This is a genomic window from Bordetella saccharivorans (genome assembly GCF_045862855.1).
GTDB classification, from domain to species: Bacteria; Pseudomonadota; Gammaproteobacteria; order Burkholderiales; family Burkholderiaceae_B; genus Bordetella_A; species Bordetella_A petrii_F.
In genome coordinates this window covers 1,891,171-1,912,185 of record NZ_BAAFZO010000001.1, presented here as the reverse complement: position 1 = coordinate 1,912,185, position 21,015 = coordinate 1,891,171, and the positions used below count along the sequence as shown (strand labels likewise).

Sequence of the window (21,015 nt, the reverse complement as noted above, 5' to 3'; positions counted from 1 at the left end):
CGCGCTATAGTACCAAGTTGGCCTTTGAAACCGCTTACAAGCCCGATGGACGCGATACGCATTCGGGGTGCGCGCACCCACAACCTCAAGAACGTCTCGCTCGACCTGCCTCGCCACAAGCTGGTGGTGGTGACCGGCCTGTCCGGCTCGGGCAAGTCGTCGCTGGCGTTCGACACGCTCTATGCCGAAGGCCAGCGCCGCTACGTGGAAAGCCTGTCGGCCTACGCGCGCCAGTTCCTTCAATTGATGGACAAGCCCGATGTCGACCTGATCGAAGGCCTGTCGCCGGCCATCTCCATCGAGCAGAAAGCCGCCGGCCACAACCCGCGGTCCACCGTCGGCACCATTACCGAAATCCACGATTACCTGCGGCTGCTGTACGCGCGCGTCGGCACGCCCTATTGCCCCGACCACGGGCTGCCGCTGCAGGCGCAGAGCGTCAGCCAGATGGTCGACGCCGTGCTGGCCTGGCCCGCCGATACGCGGCTGGCCGTGCTGGCGCCCATCGCGCGGGCCCGCAAGGGCAGCTTCGAGGACGAATGCGCCAGCCTGCAGGCGCAGGGCTACGTGCGGCTGCGCGTGGACGGCCAGATGCAGGAAATCGCCGAAATGGCGCCGCTGAAGAAAAGCGAGAAACACGACATCGACGTAGTCATCGACCGCCTGCGCATCAAGCCGGAAAGCAAGCAGCGCCTGGCCGAGAGCTTCGAGACCGCCATGCAGCTGGCCGACGGCCGCACCGTCGCGCTGGACATGGACAGCGGCCGCGAGCAGGTGTTCTCCAGCCGCTATGCCTGCCCGGTATGCAGCCACAGCCTGCCCGAGCTCGAACCGCGCCTGTTCAGCTTCAACAACCCGATGGGCGCCTGTCCGACCTGCGACGGCATCGGCCAGGTGGGGTTCTTCGACCCGAAGCGGGTGGTGGCCTTCCCCGAGCTCAGCCTGGCGGCCGGCGCGATCCGCGGCTGGGACCGCCGCAACGCGTTCACGCACTCGCTGCTGACCAGCCTGGCGGCGCACTACGACTTCGACATCGAGACGCCGTTCGAGGACCTGCCCGAAGACGTCCGGCACAAGGTGCTGTACGGTTCCGGCGCCGAGGAAATCGCCTTCGTGTATATCAACGAAAAGGGCCGCAGCACGGTCAAGCGGCATACGTTCGAAGGGGTCATTCCCAACCTGGAACGGCGCTGGCGCGAAACCGATTCGGCCACCGTGCGCGAAGAGCTCGGCAAGTACCGCAACATCAAGACCTGCCCCGACTGCGGCGGCTCGCGCCTGCGCGCCGAGGCGCGCCACGTGCTCATCGGCGACGACCCGCGCGAGGGCGAACGGCGCGGCCAGGCCATCTACGAAGTCGAGGCGATGCCGCTGTCGGACTGCCTGGCGTGGTTCCAGGCGCTGGCACTGACCGGCTCCAAGCAGGAAATCGCCCAGCGCATCGTGCGCGAGATCGAGGCGCGCCTGAGCTTCTTGAACAATGTGGGGCTCAACTACCTGTCGCTGGACCGCAGCGCCGACACCATCTCCGGCGGCGAGGCGCAGCGCATCCGCCTGGCCAGCCAGATCGGCTCGGGCCTGACCGGCGTCATGTATGTGCTGGACGAACCCTCCATCGGCCTGCACCAGCGCGACAACGACCGCCTGATCGGCACCCTGCAGCACCTGCGCGACCTCGGCAACAGCGTCATCGTGGTCGAACACGACGAGGACATGATCCGGCTGGCCGACTGGGTGGTGGACATGGGCCCCGGCGCGGGCGAGCACGGCGGGCAGGTGGTCGCCCAGGGCACGCCCGCCGCCGTGCAGGAAGACCCGGCCTCGCTCACCGGCCAGTACCTGAGCGGCCGCCGCGAAATTCCAGTGCCCAAGCGCCGCGCCGTTTCCGCCGAGCAGCCCTGGCTGGTGCTGGAAGGCGCCAGCGGCAACAACCTCAAGACTGTCGACCTGCGCATCCCGGCCGGACGCCTGGTATGCGTGACCGGGGTGTCCGGCTCGGGCAAATCCACCCTGGTCAACGACACGCTGGCCACCGCCGTGGCGCGCCAGCTGCACCACGCCCAGGCCGAGCCCGCGCCGTTCGTGTCGATCAACGGGCTCGAGCATTTCGACAAGATCATCAGCGTCGACCAGAGCCCCATCGGCCGCACGCCACGCAGCAACCCGGCCACTTACACGGGCCTGTTCACGCCCATCCGCGAACTCTTCGCGGGGGTGCCCGAAGCCCGCGCACGCGGCTACGACCCCGGCCGCTTCAGCTTCAACGTCAAGGGCGGCCGCTGCGAAGCCTGCCAGGGCGATGGCGTGGTCAAGGTCGAAATGCACTTCCTGCCGGACATGTACGTGCCGTGCGACGTCTGCCACGGCAAGCGCTACAACCGCGAAACGCTGGAAATACGCTACCGCGGCCGCAACATCAGCGAGGTGTTGGACCTCACCGTCGAGCAGGCGCTCGAATACTTCGAATCGGTGCCCGCCGTCGCGCGCAAGCTGCACACGCTCATCGACGTCGGGCTGTCCTATATCCGCCTGGGACAGAGCGCCACCACGCTGTCCGGCGGCGAAGCTCAACGGGTCAAGCTGTCGCAGGAACTGTCGCGCCGCAGCACCGGCCGCACGCTGTACATCCTGGACGAGCCCACCACCGGCCTGCATTTCCGCGACATCGAAATGCTGCTGCAGGTGCTGAACCAGCTGGTCGACAGCGGCAACACGGTGCTGGTCATCGAGCACAACCTGGACGTCATCAAGACTGCCGACTGGGTCGTGGACATGGGGCCGGAAGGCGGCGACGGCGGCGGCCGGGTGGTCGCCACCGGCACGCCGGAAGACGTCGCGGCCAATCCGGACAGCCATACCGGGCACTATCTGGGGCGGGTATTGCGCCGCTAGCCCGGCCGCGGGCAACCCCTACATCGCGAGGTTCGCCTTGGCGGCGATATCGGCCCACGCCGCTACATCGGCCTCGACAAGCTGGGCGAATGCCTGCGGCGTCGACGGCCGGGGCTGCAGTCCCTCCCGCGCGAATTGCGCGCGCAGTTCGGCATCCTGCAGGGCCTGCGCCAATGCCTGGTTCAGCACCTGTACCGCCTCCTCGGGCGTACCGGCCGGCGCCGCGAGGCCGTGCCACAGCTCCTCGGCGAAGCCCGCCACCCCGGCTTCCTGGGCGGTCGGCACGTCGGGCAGAAACGGCGAACGCTTCGCCGTGGAAACACACAACGGCAGCAGCATCGCGTCGCGCACATAAGACGTCACAGACGCGGCGCTGGCCAGCATGAACTGGATGCGGTTGGCCAGCAGGTCGGTCAGCGCCAGGCCCGAACTGCGATAGGGAATGTGAGACACCCGGATGCCCGCCTTCTGCGCGAACAGCTCGGTCGCCAGGTGCGTCGACGAGCCGGTGCCCGAGCTCGCGTAGTTGAGCGCGTCAGGCTGCTCGCGCGCCAGGCGCAGCAAGTCGTCCAGGCTGGCGATGCCGGTGGCCTTGTTGGTCACCAGCACCCACGGGCCCGATGCGATGAGACCGATGGCACGCGTATCCTTGACGACGTCGTAGTTCAGCTTCATGACGGCGCCATTGGAAGCGTGCGAGGTCGACAGCAGCACCAGCGTATAGCCATCCGGCGCGGCGCGTACGACCATTTCCAGCCCCATTGCGCCGCCCGCGCCGCCGCGGTTCTCCACCACCATGCTGACTCCGAGGCGCTGGCCCATCGCGTGGGCCACGACACGTCCCAGCGCGTCGGAGCCGCCGCCCGGCGCGTAGGGCACCACCAGCCGCACGGGCCGTTCGGGAAACTTCGCGGCGGCGAACGCGGGCCGGACGGCCGCGCCGGCGGCCAGCGACAAGGACGCAGCAATAAAACGCCGACGTTGGTTCATCAGTTGATCTCCAGGAAATGGGCGCTCAGGCAAAGCTCGGGTCGCGCATGGAAATAGCGCTTTCGCCGGCGGGGTTCGCCTGCACGACGACCGGGTCGACGGCGATTCCCAGGCCTGGGCCGGCCGGCGGCAGGAACGCCCCTGCCAGGAACGGCGCGGGTTCGCCGGCGACACAAGCATCGAACAGCGCGGATTCGGCAAACTGCTGCTCCACCGGCTGCGTCACGCCCAGGGCGGCGCAGACATGGATCGTGTGCGCGTGCGCAACCGGTCCGGACGGATTGTGCGGGGACACCGCCACGCCATGTCGCGCCGCCAGGCTGGCGATGCGCGCGAATTCGGCATAGCCGCCGCAGTACTTGATGTCGGGCATGACCACGTCGTACAGGCCGCCGACGATGAACGGCGCTGCGCCCGATGCGCCGACGACGTTCTCGGCGCCGGCCAGCAGCACCCCGCGCTGGTTCGCATACTGGCGCAGCCGCGCGATCGCCTCATGCCATTCATGCGATTCCGGCACCGGGCATTCCAACCAGTGCAGCCGCAGCTCGGCGGCCGCGTCCAGGAAATCGCGCGCCGTCTTTTCATCCAGCCGCCAATGGCAATCCGCCATCAATGACACCTCCGACCCGATGGCAGCCCGCACGGCCGCCAGGCGCTGCACCGCCGCGCGCACTTCCCGCCGCCCCGATTCCGATCCTGCCGTCGCGGGCGTGACCGCATCTAGCGGCATCACCTTGACCCCCTTGAAGCCGGCATCCACCGCGGCTTTACAGGCATCGGCAAAGCCGGCTGGCGTGCGCTCCCGGATACTGCGATTGACGGTGGCATAGGCAGGCAGCGGGTGCCGTCCCGCCGCGCCCCAGAGACGGTGAATCGGCACCCCCCGATACTGGCCGGCCAGGTCCGTGCAGGCTTGGTCGAGCGCGCTGAGCACGGCATTGCCCGCGCGGCCGCAAGGCAGGCCGGGGAAAGCCGCGCGCATGCCGCGCAGGCTATCCAGCGTCTGGTCTTCGATCGCCGGAATCAACCGCTGCAATATGGCATCGAGAATGGCCTCGTGCCCGCGCAGGCTCAATTCGCCCCAACCCACATGCCCGTCGTCCATCGCCAGCTTCAGGAACAGCCAGTTGGAACGGGGCGTGGCGCCCACGCCGTGCAGGCTGACTTCGATGACGCGGCTGTCGTTGGCAACGGCCACCGGATCATCCATACTCAAATGCTCAGACATTCATGCACCTCGGCGGCATGCGCCGCGCTTTCTCATGCCTCGCAGACATTGCCAGGCCATGGGCAAAGATAATATCGGCGCGGTTTTCCCGGTCAACGTAGATTCCTCGAATCAACTCATGAAAAACCACAGCCACGCGGAACAAGACGAAAATCCGCTGATCAGCTCGCGACAGGCAGCGCAAATGCTGGGGGTTTCGCTACGCACGCTGTACGCCTATATCAGCCGGGGGAAAGTCGGCCGCATACTGGATCCGGAAACCGGCGCCAGCCTGTTCAACCGGGCCGAGATCGCCGATTACGTGCGCCGCCGGGACCGCGGCCGCAGCCCCAGGAATGTGGCGCGCGCGTCGCTGGATTTCGGCCTGCCCGTGCTGGAAAGCCACGTGTGTGCCATCCGCGGTGGTCGGCCATGGTTTCGCGGTATCGATGCAATCCAGCTCAGTAAGACAGCCACGCTGGAAGACACGGCCGCACTGCTCTGGAAGGTCGATCGATTGCCAGACGCCGCGCCGGCCGGTCTGCCCGATTCACGCGCCGACGGCCAGCCGTTCGCGGCACGCTTCGCGGCATGGCTGCTCGCGCAGATGAACCGTGCGGCCGCCACGGATACCGCGTACACCTACGCGCCGCTCGTCGCGCAGGCGACCACGATTTTTCGCGCCGCCGTGGCGCTGGCCACGCAGTCGCGCGCCAGCGCAGCCTTGGCGCACGAACGCCTCGCGCACGCCTGGGGCCTGCCGCCCGCGCATGCGCAGATCATCCGGCGCGCCCTGGTCCTGCACGCGGACCACGAACTCAACCCATCGAGTTTTGTGGTCAGATGCACGGCCTCGACCATGGCGAACCCTTATGCCGCGGCCCTGGCCGGCTGCTGCGCGGCCAGCGGCGCCAAGCACGCCAATTTCTCGCGCGCCTACCGCCTGATCGGGCAAGTGCTCAAGGCGGACCCGCCGGCGCGCATCGACGACGCGATGCCAGGGTTCAACCACCCGCTTTACCCCAAGGGCGACCCGCGGGCGATCGCCATCCTGGCCGACCTGAGGCAGGCTGCCGCCGGGCCGGAAATGTCGGCGATCGACTCGTTCCTGCTGGCGGTCCGTGCAGACCATGGGTTGTTGCCCAAGAACGACTTCGCGCTGGCGGCGATGGCGCACATACTGAAGCTGCCGGCGGACACGTGCCAGGCGATCTTCATCGTGGCCCGCGTGGCGGGCTGGAATGCCCACGCGCTGGAGCAGTACGCCTCGCCGTTCCTGATTCGCCCCCGCGCCCAGTATGTGCCGGACTAGCTCCGCCCCTAGCGGCCCTCGCCGGCCATGGCGGGCGCTCGCCGCGGCCCGAGCGCGCGCTCGACGGCCAGGGCCAGGCCCAGCAGGCGCGCATCCTGGCGGGGCCTGCCGAGCAGGTCCATACCGATAGGCAGGCCGACCGGCGCGGACCCGCCGCCGTCCGCATACCCGGCGGGAAGATCGATGGCGGGAAAGCCCAGTGCCGAAGCGAAAATGCCGTTGCGTTCGGGACGCGGAGTGTCGCCGGTTTTCAGCGGCGGCCTTTTCTGCGCGGGGTACACCAGCGCATCCAAGCCATGCTCGTCCATCAAGGCCAGCAGCTTGGCGCGCATGGCCTGGCGATACTGCAGCGCGGCCAGGTATTCCGGCATGTCCAGCGGATCCTTCCATGTGACCGCGTTGGTCAGGAACTTCAGCATGGTCGACTCCGGAAACCGGCGCGCGGCGTAATAATCCTGCAGCGTAGCCAGGCCGGCAATCGGCCCGATGCCGGACAGGTATGCCTCGAACAACGGCCGGAACTCATAGTTGCTGACGTTCAGCCGCCGGCTGCTCTGGTCCGAGTCGAATTCCCGGTCGGCGATATCGACAGTTCGCACGCCGGCAGCGCGCAGGGTATCCAGTGCGTGCGCCATGACGCCATTGACCGCCTCGTGCTCGGCATCCTCGCCGAACAAGTTGGCCAGCACCCCCAGCTTCACGGTGCGCAGGTCGGCCGGGTGGATCGTGCCCGGCGCGATGGCGCGCTCGAGTCCCTCGCTGCCGACCGTGGCCGGGTCGCGCAGATCGCGCCCGCTGATGACCGCCAGGATCCGGATGGCATCGCCGACCGAGCGGCAGATCGGCCCCACGACATCCATGGTTGTCGACAAGGGAATGCTGCCATGACGGCTGACTACACCGTGCGTGCTGCGCACCGCCACCACGCCGGCCGAGCTGGCCGCGTTGCGCAGCGAGTTCACGGTTTCCGTCCCGAGCGCGCAGGCCGCCATGCCCGTAGCGACGGCCACGGCGGATCCGCCGCTGGAGCCCGCGGCAAACCGTTCAAGATCGTACGCATTGCGTGTCTGCTGCCCCAGCGAGCTGATGGTACTGCCCGCCACGGCCAATTCGTCCAGATTGGTCTTGCCGATGATCAGCGCCCCCGCGTCGCGCAGGCGTTGCACGGCCGTGGCATCCTGTGCCGGCCGATTGCCGCGCAGCAGGACCGACCCGCCGGTGGTGGCCAGGCCCCGCACGTCGATATTGTCTTTCACCGCCACGGTGACGCAATGCAGCGGCCTCACGTCGCCCGCCTCGCGCATGGCATCCAGGCGCCTGGCATCGTCCAATAGCGACGGGTTGACGGCGATGAACGCCTTGAGCCTGTGGTCCAGCCGCTGGATGCGGCGCAATGCGTCTTGTGCGATCTCGAGGCAGCTCAACTGCTTCGCCGCCAGCAGGCGCCGGACATCCTCGATCGAGGCGCTGGCCAGGTCTGTCGCGCGTGCGGATTCAATAGTGCTGATGGACATGATGAATGCGAAGGATAGCGTCGTGAGTGTCTTTGCGGCCGTGGCCATGGTGGGTCCCCTTGTCTTGCCGCGTCGCGCGGCTTGTGTGGAACGCATCATCCGATACCCGCCGCGACGCGTCTACGTTGATTCGTCGAAGCAACGTAGACGCCGGCACACCCCGGCCCCACAATCGCAACCGAACACGGCCAACTTCGCATTGATCCCCATGGAAGAAACCATGATCGCAACCACATCGACGACGCCGGCCGCATGGCCCCCCGGCTATCGCTGGCACGCTCGCGTCCCACCGCCTTCGCCGGACACCCTGGCCTTTTTCCGCAACGTGCCCGCCGCGTGCATCGCGGACTGCCTGGGACGCAGCGTCGGCAGTGTCGGCCTGCGCGCCTACCACGGCGCGGGCGCGCCGCTGTGCGGCCCGGCGCTCACCGTCCGCGTGCGGCCGGGCGACAATCTGATGATCCACGCGGCCATGCTGGCCGCACGCGCAGGCGACGTGATCGTGATCGATGGCGGCGCGGATCTGTCCCAGGCGCTGGTGGGCGACCTCATGCGCACGACCGCCATCGCCTTGCAACTGGGCGGCTTCGTGATCGACGGCGCCATCCGGGACACCGCCAGCTGGGCGGACGGCCGCATGCCCGTATACGCGCGCGGCCACACGCCGCGCGGCCCGAGCAAGGACGGCCCCGGCGAGATCAATGTCCCGATCGCCTGCGCGGGCATGGCAGTCCAGCCGGGCGACCTCGTGGTGGGCGATGCCGACGGGATAGTGGTCATCGGCCAGGCCGACCTGGGCTGGCTGCGGGACAAGGTGGCGGCCCAGCTCGACCGCGAGAGCGCCATACGCCTGCAGAACAGCAGCGGCCGGCCCGACGCCGAGCGTTTCATGCGCATCTTGCGGCAGAAGGGCCTGCCGGTGTAGCGCCGCGCTGGCAGGGGATATTGCAACGCAGCAATACGCGGTAGACTGGCGAGGCCCTTTCCCTACCCGTGTCCTCGCCATGTACACCCTCATCATCGGCAACAAGAACTACTCGTCCTGGTCCCTGCGCGCCTGGCTGGCCTTGCGCGCGACCGGCATCCCGTTCAGCGAGCAGAAGCTCGGCCTGTTCACTCCCGAATTCGCCGAACGCCTGGGCGGCATCACGCCAGCCGGCCTGGTGCCGGTGCTGCTGGACGGCGACTTCGCCGTGTGGGATTCGCTGGCCATCTGCGAATATGCGGCCGAGCGTCACCCGGAAGCCGGCCTGTGGCCCGCCCATCCGCATGCCCGCGCCCGCGCGCGCTCGCTGGCCGCGCAAATGCACAGCGGCTTCGGCCAATTGCGCCAGGTGCTGCCCATGAATATCGAGGCCACGCTGTCCGGCATCGATTACTCGGCCGCACAAGGCGACATCTCGCGCGTGCAGGCCATCTGGCACGACACGCGCGCCGAGTTCGGCCAGGACGGCCCGTTCCTGTTCGGCAAATTCTCGGCCGCCGACGCCTTCTATGCCCCGGTGGTGTCGCGCTTCACCACCTACGGAGTGCCCGCCGCCGGCGCGGTGCGCGAATACATGGATGCCGTGCTGGCCTTGCCGGCCATGCAGGAATGGACCCGCGACGCATGCGCCGAAGGAATGTTCGTGCCGGACGACGAGCCGTACCGCACGCACCGCTGAACAAGCCCTACCCCATCTCGAACAGCCGCCGGTGCTCCCGGATCGCATAGCGGTCCGTCATGCCGGCGATGTAGTCGGCGATGGCGCGGGCCTGCTGCGGCGCGTCGCGCTGGTGGTCGGGCGGCAGCAGGCGCGGGTCGGCCAGGAAGGCCTGGAACAGTTCGCGCACGATGCGGCGCGCCTTGGTGGTCATGCGCACGACGCGATAGTGGCGGTACAGGTTGTCGAACAGGAACCGCTTCAGTTCGTCGGCCTCGCGCCGCACGCCGTCCGAAAATCCCGCCAGCGGCGGCGCGCGGCGCACCGCCTCGGCGTCGGCCGGGGCAGCGTCGGCAATGCGCTGCAGGGAGGTGGCGGTCAGGTCGACGATCAGGGTGTTGATCATGCGCCGTACCGTTTCCGCGATGGCGCGCCGCGCCGCCAGCTGCGGATAGCGCTCGGCCACTTCGGCGTAGTGGCGCGCGAAGATGGCCACCTCCTGCATTTGTTCCAGCGTGATCAACCCGGAACGCAAACCATCATCGATGTCGTGGTTGTTGTAGGCGATCTCGTCGGCCAGGTTGGCCACCTGCGCCTCCAGCGACGGCTGGGTGCGGTTCAGGAAACGCTCGCCCACGTCGCCCAGCTGCCGGGCATGGGCGGCCGAGCAGTGCTTCAGGATGCCTTCGCGCGTCTCGAAGCACAGGTTCAGGCCGCTGAATTCGGCATAGCGCTCTTCCAGTTCGTCGACCACGCGCAGGCTTTGCAGGTTGTGCTCGAAGCCGCCGGCCTGCGGGGCCAGCTCGCGCATGCAGGCATTGAGCTCATCCTGCCCGGCATGCCCGAACGGCGTATGGCCCAGGTCGTGGGCCAGGGCGATGGCCTCGGTCAGGTCCTCCGACAAACGCAGGCTGCGCGCCAGGGTGCGTGCGATCTGCGCGACTTCCAGGCTATGCGTGAGGCGGGTACGAAACAGGTCGCCTTCGTGGTTGACGAACACCTGGGTCTTGTATTCCAGCCGGCGAAACGCGGTGGAATGGATGATCCGGTCGCGGTCGCGCTGGAATTCGGTGCGGTTCTGGGGGGGTGGCTCGGCGTGCCGGCGTCCGCGTGTGCTGGAGGGATCGGATGCATAGCAGGCCAGGTCGTTCATCGGCGGCATCGTCCCTCCTTGGTCATTGCACGGTGCGGGCCAGTACCGCGCGCACCGCATCCAGGGGCGCGGCCCGGGTCAGGGCCTGGCCGATGCGCGGCATCAATACGAAGCGTATCTCGCCGCCCTCGGTTTTCTTGTCCACCTGCATCAGGGCCAGCCAGCGGTCCGCGCCCAGGTCGGGCGCCACGACCGGGCAGCCTATGGCGCCGACCAGGTCGCGCACGCGCCCTACATCGGCGGGCGGAAAGCCGGCGACCTCGGCCGACAGTTCGGCGGCCTGCACCATGCCGCAGCCCACGGCCTCGCCGTGCAGCCACTCGCCATAGCCCAGGCCCGATTCGATGGCATGGCCGAAGGTGTGGCCCAGGTTCAGGATGGCGCGCAGGCCGGACTCGCGCTCGTCCTTGCCGACCACCTGCGCCTTCAGCTCGCATGAACGGCGTATCGCGTGGGACAGGGCGGCGGGGTCGAGCGCGCGCAGGGCCGCGGCATTGGTCTCGCACCAGGCCCAGAAATCGGCATCCAGGATCAGCCCGTACTTGATCACTTCGGCCAGCCCGGCCGACACTTCGCGCGCCGGCAGCGTGCCCAGCACGTCGGTGTCGATCTCGACCGCCACCGGCTGGTAGAAGGCGCCGATCATGTTCTTGCCCAGCGGGTGGTTCACCGCCGTCTTGCCCCCCACCGACGAATCGACCTGCGCCAGCAACGTAGTGGGCACCTGCACGAAACGGATGCCGCGCATGTAGACGGCGGCCGCGAAACCGGTCATGTCGCCGATCACGCCGCCGCCCAGGGCCACCAGCACGGCGCGGCGATCGAGGCGGTTTTCCAGCAGCGCGTCGAAGATCAGGTTGAGGGTCTGCCAGTCCTTGTGGGCTTCGCCGTCGGGCAGCTCGATGCGCAGCACGCGGCGGCCGGTGCGCGCCAGGGCGGCCTCGGCGCGTTCGCCATACAGGGCCGCGACAGTCGGGTTGGTGACCACCGCGATAGCGGTAGCGTCGGCTGGAATGGCCTGGTCCAGGGCATCCAGGCGGCCCGGGCCGATGCGGATCGGGTAGCGCCCGCCCGGGGTGTCGACGTCAACAACGGTCATGGGGTTTCTCGTAGGCTTGCAGCAGCGGCAGCAGCGATTTGACCAAGTGCGCCACCGGCATGGTGCCGGTGTCGACGATAAGGTCGGCGACTTCTTCGTACAAGGGCTCGCGCCTGGTCATCAGGTCGCGCAGGGTGCCGCGCGGGTCGGGGTTGGCCAGCAGCGGGCGGTTGCGGTCGCGGCTGGTGCGTCGGAACAGCTCGTCGACACTGGCCCGCAGGTACACCACCACGCCGCGCTGGCGCAGCAGGCGGCGGTTTTCCGGCGCCAGCACGGCGCCCCCGCCGGTGGCCAGCACGATGCCGCGCCGCTGCGTGCAGTGATCCAGCGCGGCCGCTTCGCGCTTGCGAAAGCCGCCTTCGCCCTCGATCTCGAAAATGACCGGCACGCGGACACCGCAGCGCGATTCCAGCTCGTGGTCCAGGTCGATGAATTCGCGCCCCAGCGCGCGCGCCAGGCCGCGGCCGATGGTCGTCTTGCCGGCGCCCATCATGCCCACCAGGAAAATGGGCAAATCATGCGGCAGGCCGGCGCCCGCGGGCACGGCGGCCGGGGCAGCCGCGCAAGCGGTCTCGTCCGTGCCGGGGCGGGGCGCGGGCGCTGAATTCGTGCATTCACTCATGCACGCATTATCCCATCGCCTGCTAGTTGCCCGCTTACCACATTGAACGAATTTGTTACAGAAACCCGGATGCGACGGTCAAGCGTGTCTACAGATACCCGTAAAATCGCCGCGATGAGCAAGTCGCAGAATTCTTCCAAAAAAGCCCCAGTCCCCAAGAGCGGATCACCTGTTTTACGGTTTTTCGTCAAAACGGGCATTTTCTTTGGCGGCCTGGCGCTGTGTGGCGTCTTGCTGGGCGGCATGGCGTTGGCGCTGGCCTGGCCCAACCTGCCCGACCTGCACGCCATGACCGACTACCGGCCGCGCGTACCGCTGCGGGTCTATACCGCCGACCACGTGCTGATCGGCGAATTCGGCGAAGAACGCCGCAATGTGCTGCGCATCAATGAGTTTCCCGATGTGATGAAGTCGGCGGTGCTGGCCGCCGAAGACGACCGCTTCTACCAGCATGGCGGCATCGACTGGGCCGGCGTGGTGCGCGCCGGCCTGGCCAACCTGCTGAGCATGTCCAAGTCGCAGGGCGCCAGCACCATCACCATGCAGGTGGCGCGCAATTTCTACCTCAGCTCCGAGAAAACCTACTCGCGCAAGTTCTATGAGCTGCTGCTGACCTTCAAGATCGAATCCGAGCTCACCAAGGACCAGATCCTCGAGCTCTACATGAACCAGATCTACCTGGGTCATCGCTCATACGGCTTCGCGGCCGCCTCGCGCCGCTATTTCGGCAAGCCCGTGTCCCAGGTCACCGCCGCCGAGGCCGCCATGCTGGCCGGCATCCCGAAAGCGCCGTCGCGCTTCAATCCCATCGCCAACCGGCCGCGCGCCGAGCTGCGCCAGCATTATGTGCTGGGCCGGATGCATTCGCTCGGCTACCTGACCGACACCGAATATCAACAGGCCAAGGCGCAACCCATCGTGCTCAAGGCCGCCGAAGGCACGCCCGCCGGCGGCTACGCCATCCACGGCGAGTACGTCGCCGAGCTGGCGCGCCAGCTGCTCTACGGCATCTACCAGGACAACGTCTATTCGCGCGGCATCAACGTCTACACCACGGTGCACTCGAAAGACCAGGAATCGGCCTACCACGCGGTGCGCGACGGCGTGCTGCAATACACGCGCCGCACCTACTACCCGGGCCCCGAAGAACAGCTCGACATGCCTGAAGGCATCGAGAACAATCCGCAGGCGCTGGACGATTACCTCGACGGCGTGTTCGAGAAGTACCCGGACAGCGACGACCTGCTCACCGCCGTCGTGCTGTCGGCCAGCCCCACGGAAGTGAAAGTGGTGCGCAGCGCCAACGAGTTCATCACCATCGACGACAAGAAGGCGCTGGCGGTGGTGGCCCGCTCGCTGGGCACCAAGGTGCCGGCGGAACGGCGGCTCAAGCGCGGCTCGGTGGTGTACATCCACAAGTTCGGCGACGGCTGGGAAGTGATCAACATGCCGTCGGTCCAGGCGGCGTTCGTCGCGCTGTCGCCGCAGGACGGCGCCATCCGCGCCATGGTGGGCGGCTTCGATTTCTACCGCGGCAAGTTCAACCGCGTGACGCAAGCCTGGCGCCAGCCGGGTTCGAATATCAAGCCGTTCATCTATGCGGCCTCGCTCGAGCGGGGCCTCACCCCTGCCACCCAGATCTCCGACCAGCCCTTCGTGCTGACCGCCGCGCAGACCGGGTCCAAGGCCTGGCACCCGAAGAACTACGGCAATACGTACGAACCCATGCTGACCATGCGGCAAGGCTTGTACAAATCCAAGAACATGGTCTCGATCCGCATCCTGCAAGCCATCGGCCCGCAGTATGCGCAAGACTACCTGACCCGCTTCGGCTTCGACAAAGCCCGCCAGCCCGCGGTGCTGCCGCTGGCGCTGGGCGCCGGCTCGGTTACGCCGCTGCAACTGGCCGGAGCCTACGCGGTGTTCGCCAATGGCGGCTATCGCATCGCGCCCTACCTCATCGAACGCGTCACCGACACCTCCGGCAAGGTCCTGATGCAATCCAAGCCCATCGTGGCCGGCGACGCCTCGGCGCGCGCGATCGATCCGCGCACCGCCTGGGTCATGGACGACATGCTGCGCGGCGTGGCGACCAGCGGCACCGCGGCGCGGGCGCGCGCCTCGCTCAAGCGTTCCGACATCGCCGGCAAGACCGGCACCACCAACGAATCGGTGGACGCCTGGTTCTCGGGCTATACGCCCTCGCTGGTCGCCACGGCGTGGATGGGATTCGACCAGCCGAAATCGCTGGGTTCGCGCGAAACCGGCGGCGGCATCGCCATGCCGATCTGGCTGGACTACATGTCCGACATGCTCAAGGGCGTGCCCGAACAGAAACAACGCCCGCGGCCCGAGGGGCTGCTGGTCGAGCGGGGCGATTTTTATTTCTCGGAATTCCCGCCCGGGCAGGCGGTGGCGCGGCTCGGGCTGTCCGAACCCGCCGCCCCCGCGGAAGACCAGTTGGGAGATTTCCTGAACGACCTGATCGGCAATGGCGGCGGCGACAACAGCATTCGCGCCGCGCCGAACCTGAACCCCGACAAGCAGACGCCCTGGTCGCAGCAGATTCCGTTCTGAGCCCGGGGGTCGCCGTGGCGCCCCGGGTTACCTGTTACAACCGCAGGCTCACCGGCACGCCCGCGGCCTCGGAGCAGATCTGCGACAGCGCATCGGGCAGCGGGGGGCCGCCGCGGGTATCGTTCCAGTGCTGGCCGTCGTAGCGGTAATGGAAACCGCCGCTGCGCGCGGCCACCCAGATTTCCTGCATGGCCGCCTGGCTGTTGACGACCACATGCGTGCCGTCCTCGAAGACCAGCGTCAGCACGTTGCCGCTGCGGCTGGCCTCGACATCGACGTCCAGCGAAGCCGCCCAGTCGTCGGCCTGGCTCTCGATGCTGTCGAGTACCTGGTCGACCAACGCAAGGAATTCGGTTTCAGTCATAATCGAACCTGCAAGAATTACGGAGTTTCGAGTGTTCCATTTGGCACGCAGCCGCATGGCTTTACGCATTGTAGCCACGCTGGCGGCAACCGGCCTGGTTGCCGCGTGCGGCTTCAAGGGGCCGCTGTACCTGCCGCCGCCCGAAGGCGACGCGCCCGCGCAGCCCGAACAGCACCAGCCGCCCCCCATTCCTCCCACCACCACCCTTCCATGACCGCCCCCGCCCCCGCACGGCCCGAACTGGCCGGCCATCCGCATTTCCGTTTCCAGAACGGCACGCTGCACGCCGAGAACGTCCCGCTCGACGCCCTGGCCGGCCAACTCGGCACGCCGCTGTATGTCTATTCCCGCGCGGCGCTGGTCCAGGCGTGGCAATCGTACCGCGACGCCATCGGCGACCGCCCGGTACTGGTGTGCTATGGCATGAAGGCCAATTCCAACCTGGCGGTGCTGAAGGAATTCGCCCGCCTGGGCGCCGGCTTCGACATCGTGTCGGGCGGCGAACTGAAGCGGGTGCTGGCGGCCGGCGGCGATCCGGCCAAGGTGGTGTTCTCCGGCGTGGGCAAGCAGGCCTGGGAAATGCGCGCCGCGCTCGAAGCCAGCGTCAAGTGCTTCAACGTCGAGTCGCAGGCCGAACTGCAGTGCCTGTCCGAAGTCGCGCAGTCCATGGGACGGCGCGCCCGGGTCTCGCTGCGCGTCAATCCCGACGTCGATGCGCAGACGCACCCGTACATTTCCACCGGCCTCAAGGAAAACAAGTTCGGCATCGCCATCGAGTCCGCGCTCGACGCCTATCGCAGCGCCGCGGCGCTGCCGGGCCTGGAAGTGGTCGGTGTCGACTGCCACATCGGCTCGCAGCTCACCGACATCAGCCCGTACCTCGACGCCCTCGACAAGCTGCTCGACCTGATCCAACAGCTCGACGCGAACGGCATCGCCATCCAGCATCTCGACCTGGGCGGCGGCCTTGGCATCCGCTACACCGACGAGACCCCGCCCTCGCCCAAGGCGCTGCTCGACCAGGTCTTCGAACGGCTGCAGGCGCGCGGCCTGGCACGCCTGCACGTGGTGCTGGAGCCGGGCCGGTCGCTGGTCGGCAACGCCGGCCTGCTGCTGACCACGGTGCAATACCTGAAACACGCGCCCGCCCGCAATTTCGCCATCGTGGACGCCGCCATGAACGACCTGCTGCGCCCGGCGCTGTACGAGGCCTACCACGGCGTGCAGCCAGTGGTCCCGCGCGCCGGCGACGCAGCCGAGTACGACATCGTCGGCCCGGTCTGCGAAAGCGCCGACTGGCTGGCGCGCAAGCGCCGGCTGGCGCTGCGTGCCGGCGACGTGCTGGCGCTGGAATCGGCGGGCGCCTATGCCATGGTCATGGCCAGCAACTACAACACCCGGCCGCGCGCCGCCGAAGTCATGGTCGACGGCGACCGCCATTACATCGTGCGCCAGCGCGAAACGCTCGACGACCTCTTGCGCGGCGAATCCACGCTGCCCTGAGAATCGCCACGCCAGATGCGGCTCAGTTGATCTGGACGCCGGTCATCTCTACCAACTGGCGCCAATTGCGCACTTCAGCCTGCTGATAATCGCGCAAATCCGCCGGCGTGCCGCCGGCGGCGGCCATGCCGATTTGCGCAGCTAGTCGGCGCAGATCGTCCGTCTGCAACAGGGCATTTACTTCGCGGTTGATCCGCTCGATCACTTCTCCCGGAGTATCGCGCGGCGCGAACATCGCGAACCAGACTACCAGTTCATGGTCGCGCAGCCCACTTTCAGCGACGGTCGGAACCTCCGGCGCGAATGCCGCGCGCGCGGGCGAGGTAACCGCCAGCGCGCGCACTTTCTGGGCTCGGATCTGGGACAGTGACGGCCCGACATTCTCGAACGCGTACGAGATGCGGCCGCTCATCAGGTCAGTCATCATGCCGCCCACGTTGCTGTACAGCACCGTCGCGACATCGACGCCTCCCATGCGCTTGAGCAATTCCACCCATACTCGCGCTGTCGTGTTGCTGGCGCCGAAGTTGATTTCCCCCGGACGCGCCTTGGCCTCGGCGATCAGCTCGCCGACCGTTCGAGCCGTCGTATCGTTGTTGCCGATCAGGATCATCGGCAACCGCCCCATGAGGATTACCGGGGCAAAATCCTGTATCGGGTCATAAGGCAGCTGGCTGTACAGGCTGGCATTCGCCGCCATCGGGCCATTGGTGCTCATCAATAGCGTGTAGCCATCGGGTGCGCTGCGCGCGACGTACGACGAACCGATCCCGCCACCAGCGCCGACTTTGTTTTCCACCGTCACCGGCTGTCCCAGCCGTTCGCTCAGGCCGTGCGCCACGACACGGGCCAGCATGTCCGTGGAAGAGCCGGCGCCGAACGGCACCACGAGATTGATGGGTCGGTCGGGATAGGCTGCCGCACTGGAACTGGCCACCACCAGGATACATAGGATCAATATGCGAATCACTGCAAACCTCTCTTGCGCCAATCAAGCAACCACGGTCGGGCCGGCATCCTGCACGGTGGCCCGGCGCATGGAACGGCGATACTTTTCATCGAAACCTGCGCCCCGGTGCATGGTGCACCGGTTGTCCCACAAGACCAGGTCATTGACGCGCCAGCGGTGCCGGTACACAAAGCGCGGCTGCGTGGCGAACGCCATCAGCTGATCGACCAGGGCACGGCTTTCGTCGTCGGCCATGTCGCGAATTGCACTGATATGAGATGCCAGGTAAAGCGAGCGCCGCCCGGTGGCGGCATGCGTGCGCACCAGCACCTGCGGCACCGGCGGCTGCATCTCGCGCCAGGCTGCCGGGATGCCGGCGGTGTCGAAGCCGGTGAGGCCACGCGAGTGGAAGTAGTCGTGTATGGCCACCAGCGGCGCCAGGCGCGCCTGCATGGCGCTGTCCAGCGCATCCCAGGCGGCCCGCATGTCAGCGAATTCGGTGGCGCCTCCCACTGGTGGAATCTCCTGCGCCGAAAGCATGGATATACTTGCGGGCGTGCGCTTGAACGAACTGTCGGTATGCCAGAGCTGGTTGCTCAGATTGATCAGGCGCCGGATGTCGCCCGCGTCCAGGATGCCGCCGGACTCATCCAGGTTCGAGATGTCCGACAGCTCGGCGTGGTTCAAGCGGCGCGGACGATGGGCGTTGTACACCGAGGCGCCAACCGAGATTTCCAGCGGGCCGAACAACTGGGCCACCGCGACCTGCCGCTCTTCCGTCAGCGGCTGATCCGGGATGACGAGCACCGCGTATTGGTCCATCGCCGCGCGCAGGGCGCGCGCGTCGTCGGGCGTCAACGGAGTATTCAAGTCCAGGCCTGCCACCTCGGCAACGAAATCCGGGCTGACGGGCGTCAATTCGATCATGATCGCTCCTCTTGCTTGTAAAGGTTTGCTTGCCGGGCTCGACGTGCTATTATTTTCGATAGTCGAAAATAATTTCTTTTGTCGAAAATCATAATGCCCAATAATTCGCAGGAACGAACCTGGGGTTTACCCAAGGGAAGCGATCAGTTCGTCGAAGCATTCGCGCGCGGCTTGGCGGTGATCCGGGCATTCGGCCCCGGCCATCAATCGCTCACTCTGAGCGAGGTAGCCGAGCGGGCCGGCTTGACGCCAGCCGGGGCGCGACGCCTTCTGTACACGCTTGTGGAACTCGGGTATGCGCGACTGCAAGGCCGCAAGTTCAGCCTGACGCCGGCCGTGCTCGAACTGGGTTTCGCGTACCTCGCCTCGCTGCCTCTGCGCGAGCTCGCGCGCGATGCGGTCGAAGCATTCATGCGCGACGTGGGCGAAATCTGTACGGTGTCGGTATTGGACGGCCGCGACGTGGTGTATGTGGCGCGCGCGGAGATGCCCAGCCCATTGTCACGGCGGCTGGGCGTGGGCGAACGCCTGCCGGCCCACGCCACCTCCAGCGGCCACGTGCTGCTGGGAGCAGCCAGCGCGGCGGACCGCGAAGCTTATCTGGCGGGCGCGCCATTCGAGCGGCTGACGCCTCATACGTTGACGCAGGCCGAGCCGCTGCGCAACGCCATGGCATTGGCCGCCAGGCAGGGCTATGCCCTGGCGAGCGAGCAGCTGGAACTGGGAATCTGCGGCCTTGCCGTGCCCATCGAGGATGATCGCGGCCATGTCGTGGCGGCGCTTACCACCAGCCTGAGCCTGGCACGCCACGAGCGCAACAGCATTATCGACCGCTTCCTGCCACGCATGCGCCAGACCGCAGCGCAGATTAGCCGGGGCCTGGGCCGGCAGGGGCCGGACCGTTGACCGACGGCTACAACTCGCCGTACGAGTGCAAGCCCGACAGGAACATGTTCACGCCCAGGAAGGCGAACCCGGTGATCAGCAGGCCGACCAGCGCCCAATAGGCCGCCAGGTGGCCGCGCAGGCCTTTCATCAGGCGCATGTGCAGCCAGGCCGCGTAGTTCAGCCAGACGATCAGGGCCCAGGTCTCCTTCGGGTCCCATTGCCAGTAGGCGCCCCAGGCATCGGCCGCCCACAGCGCGCCCAGGATGGTCGCCACGGTGAAGAACGCGAAGCCGATCGCGATGGCGCGGTACATGATGTCGTCCAGCACCTCGAGGGATGGCAGGGCCTGGGCGATGCGCCGCCGCCCCAGCAGGATGCCGCCCACGATGACGATGCCGACCCCGAAATAGATCATCCAGGTGGCCGACAGCCCTTCGGTGCGGAACACCATGGGTTCCACGCAGAGCAGCACGCCCAGCACGAACAGCGGGGCCAGCTTGGCCCAGGACGTGGTCGTGCCATGCTGCTTGACCAGGTAGGCAAACCCCACCATGGCCGCCAGCGAGAACGTGCCGTAGCCGATGAAATTGGCCGGCACGTGCAGCTTCATCCACCAGCTTTTCAGGGCCGGCACCAGCGGCTGGATCTGCCCGGCGTCGCGGGTGAACGCATACCACAGCAGGAACACCGTGGCCGAGGAAATCACCAGCAATACGAAGCCGCCCAGCGCGCGCGTGGCGTACTTGCGTTCGTAGTATAGGTAGAACAGCGCGGTGATCAGCGAGAACAGCACGAATACTTCGTACAGGTTGCTGACCGGGATGTGGCCGAGGTCCGGCCCCATCAGGTGTCCTTCGCGCCAGCGCACCAGCATGCCGGTCACGCCCGCGAAGACCGCGCCCCAGGTCAGGGCGGTGCCCAGCCAGGCCGCGGTCGGGCTGAAGAGGCCGATCCAGTAGCAGGCCGTGGCCAGGATGAACAGGGCGCTCATCCACAGGATGGCCGATTGCGAAGAGAACAGGTATTTCAGGAAGAACACCTGCTCCGCGCGCGCCAGATCGTTCTGGTACAGCACCAGCGCCAGCCCCGCGGCCAGCGCACAGGCAATCATCAGCCGCCGCAGCGGCCGCCACAGCCAGCCCATCCAGGTCAGCACGAACACCGTGCCGCACAGGATGGTCTTCTCGTAGTAGTCCATGGCGCCGCTGTAGCGGGTCAGCGCAAAGCCCGCGCCGACGGCCAGCAGCAGGAAAAAGACGATATCGGTCCAGTCGGGGCGGCCGCGCTGGGCGCGCGCGTCGCCGGTCGGCGAGGGAGCAGCCTGCCACAGGGCGTCGGACGAATGCGTGGAAGTAGTCGCGGACATGAAAAA

At 67.3% G+C, this 21,015-nt stretch carries 18 protein-coding genes; 8 read left to right on the top strand and 10 right to left on the bottom strand.

The features are described 5' to 3' along the window. Positions 1-45: 45 nt before the first annotated feature. Positions 46-2,892: an excinuclease ABC subunit UvrA gene (gene uvrA, locus ACKTT0_RS09185; RefSeq protein WP_407852401.1), complete on the top strand. Its 2,847-nt coding sequence runs from the start codon at positions 46-48 to the stop codon at positions 2,890-2,892. An 18-nt stretch (positions 2,893-2,910) separates the two neighbouring features. On the opposite strand, the gene ACKTT0_RS09180 is transcribed toward uvrA, so the two are convergent. Beyond that, a complete protein-coding gene (locus ACKTT0_RS09180) occupies positions 2,911-3,882 on the bottom strand; it encodes a tripartite tricarboxylate transporter substrate binding protein (RefSeq protein ID WP_407849597.1) in 972 nt (323 codons plus the stop codon). Positions 3,883-3,907: 25 nt separating this feature from the next. Continuing rightward, the gene (locus ACKTT0_RS09175) at positions 3,908-5,095 is read right to left on the bottom strand and encodes a mandelate racemase/muconate lactonizing enzyme family protein (RefSeq protein WP_407849596.1); all 1,188 of its coding nucleotides are present in this window, start codon (positions 5,093-5,095) and stop codon (positions 3,908-3,910) included. Here ACKTT0_RS09175 and ACKTT0_RS09170 point away from each other — a divergent pair. Then, positions 5,055-6,404 carry a citrate synthase family protein gene (locus ACKTT0_RS09170; RefSeq protein WP_407849595.1) on the top strand — a complete coding sequence of 450 codons (1,350 nt, stop codon included), beginning with the start codon at positions 5,055-5,057 and terminating at the stop codon, positions 6,402-6,404. The two genes, ACKTT0_RS09175 and ACKTT0_RS09170, sit on opposite strands and share 41 nt — an antisense overlap. A gap of 8 nt (positions 6,405-6,412) precedes the next feature. On the opposite strand, the gene ACKTT0_RS09165 is transcribed toward ACKTT0_RS09170, so the two are convergent. Then, a complete protein-coding gene (locus tag ACKTT0_RS09165; RefSeq protein WP_407849594.1) occupies positions 6,413-7,918 on the bottom strand; it encodes an amidase in 1,506 nt (501 codons plus the stop codon). Between the two features lie 220 nt (positions 7,919-8,138). Here ACKTT0_RS09165 and ACKTT0_RS09160 point away from each other — a divergent pair, with 220 nt between their 5' ends. Continuing rightward, entirely contained in the window at positions 8,139-8,843 is a 705-nt protein-coding gene (locus ACKTT0_RS09160) for an RraA family protein (protein WP_407849593.1), read from the top strand. Positions 8,844-8,922: 79 nt separating this feature from the next. Then, positions 8,923-9,582 (top strand): glutathione S-transferase family protein, encoded by a 660-nt coding sequence (locus ACKTT0_RS09155; RefSeq protein ID WP_407849592.1) that lies wholly within the window; start codon positions 8,923-8,925, stop codon positions 9,580-9,582. Positions 9,583-9,589: 7 nt separating this feature from the next. Here the strand turns inward: ACKTT0_RS09155 and ACKTT0_RS09150 are convergent, their stop codons facing one another. Genes ACKTT0_RS09150 through ACKTT0_RS09140 form a run of 3 tightly spaced genes read right to left on the bottom strand, consistent with a single transcriptional unit; the run spans position 9,590 to position 12,435 of the window. Further along, complete coding sequence (locus ACKTT0_RS09150) at positions 9,590-10,714, bottom strand: deoxyguanosinetriphosphate triphosphohydrolase (RefSeq protein WP_407852400.1); 1,125 nt, start codon at positions 10,712-10,714, stop codon at positions 9,590-9,592. A 22-nt stretch (positions 10,715-10,736) separates the two neighbouring features. Continuing rightward, positions 10,737-11,813 (bottom strand): 3-dehydroquinate synthase, encoded by a 1,077-nt coding sequence (gene aroB, locus ACKTT0_RS09145; RefSeq protein ID WP_407849591.1) that lies wholly within the window; start codon positions 11,811-11,813, stop codon positions 10,737-10,739. Then, positions 11,800-12,435 carry a shikimate kinase gene (locus ACKTT0_RS09140; RefSeq protein ID WP_407849590.1) on the bottom strand — a complete coding sequence of 212 codons (636 nt, stop codon included), beginning with the start codon at positions 12,433-12,435 and terminating at the stop codon, positions 11,800-11,802. The genes aroB and ACKTT0_RS09140 overlap by 14 nt, the downstream gene beginning before the upstream one ends. Positions 12,436-12,549: 114 nt before the next feature. Here ACKTT0_RS09140 and ACKTT0_RS09135 point away from each other — a divergent pair, with 114 nt between their 5' ends. Next, positions 12,550-15,012 carry a penicillin-binding protein 1A gene (locus tag ACKTT0_RS09135; protein ID WP_407849589.1) on the top strand — a complete coding sequence of 821 codons (2,463 nt, stop codon included), beginning with the start codon at positions 12,550-12,552 and terminating at the stop codon, positions 15,010-15,012. Positions 15,013-15,046: 34 nt separating this feature from the next. On the opposite strand, the gene cyaY is transcribed toward ACKTT0_RS09135, so the two are convergent. After that, on the bottom strand, positions 15,047-15,376 hold the full coding sequence (gene cyaY, locus ACKTT0_RS09130; protein ID WP_028355413.1) for an iron donor protein CyaY: 330 nt from the start codon (positions 15,374-15,376) through the stop codon (positions 15,047-15,049). 55 nt (positions 15,377-15,431) lie between these two features. On the opposite strand from cyaY, the gene lptM reads away from it, so the two are divergent. Together lptM and lysA are read left to right on the top strand one after the other, a co-directional pair. Then, a complete protein-coding gene (lptM, locus tag ACKTT0_RS09125; RefSeq protein WP_407849588.1) occupies positions 15,432-15,590 on the top strand; it encodes an LPS translocon maturation chaperone LptM in 159 nt (52 codons plus the stop codon). Beyond that, positions 15,587-16,879 carry a diaminopimelate decarboxylase gene (gene lysA, locus ACKTT0_RS09120; RefSeq protein WP_407849587.1) on the top strand — a complete coding sequence of 431 codons (1,293 nt, stop codon included), beginning with the start codon at positions 15,587-15,589 and terminating at the stop codon, positions 16,877-16,879. The genes lptM and lysA overlap by 4 nt, the downstream gene beginning before the upstream one ends. A 22-nt stretch (positions 16,880-16,901) precedes the next feature. Here the strand turns inward: lysA and ACKTT0_RS09115 are convergent, their stop codons facing one another. Both ACKTT0_RS09115 and ACKTT0_RS09110 read right to left on the bottom strand, forming a co-directional pair. Continuing rightward, the gene (locus ACKTT0_RS09115) at positions 16,902-17,849 is read right to left on the bottom strand and encodes a Bug family tripartite tricarboxylate transporter substrate binding protein (protein WP_407849586.1); all 948 of its coding nucleotides are present in this window, start codon (positions 17,847-17,849) and stop codon (positions 16,902-16,904) included. Between the two features lie 21 nt (positions 17,850-17,870). Further along, positions 17,871-18,755, bottom strand: coding sequence for a TauD/TfdA dioxygenase family protein (locus ACKTT0_RS09110; protein ID WP_407849585.1), 885 nt, complete (start codon positions 18,753-18,755; stop codon positions 17,871-17,873). A gap of 93 nt (positions 18,756-18,848) precedes the next feature. Here ACKTT0_RS09110 and ACKTT0_RS09105 point away from each other — a divergent pair, with 93 nt between their 5' ends. After that, the gene (locus ACKTT0_RS09105; RefSeq protein ID WP_407849584.1) at positions 18,849-19,661 is read left to right on the top strand and encodes an IclR family transcriptional regulator domain-containing protein; all 813 of its coding nucleotides are present in this window, start codon (positions 18,849-18,851) and stop codon (positions 19,659-19,661) included. 7 nt (positions 19,662-19,668) lie between these two features. Here the strand turns inward: ACKTT0_RS09105 and ccsB are convergent, their stop codons facing one another. Then, entirely contained in the window at positions 19,669-21,009 is a 1,341-nt protein-coding gene (ccsB, locus tag ACKTT0_RS09100; RefSeq protein WP_407849583.1) for a c-type cytochrome biogenesis protein CcsB, read from the bottom strand. Positions 21,010-21,015 lie beyond the last annotated feature (6 nt).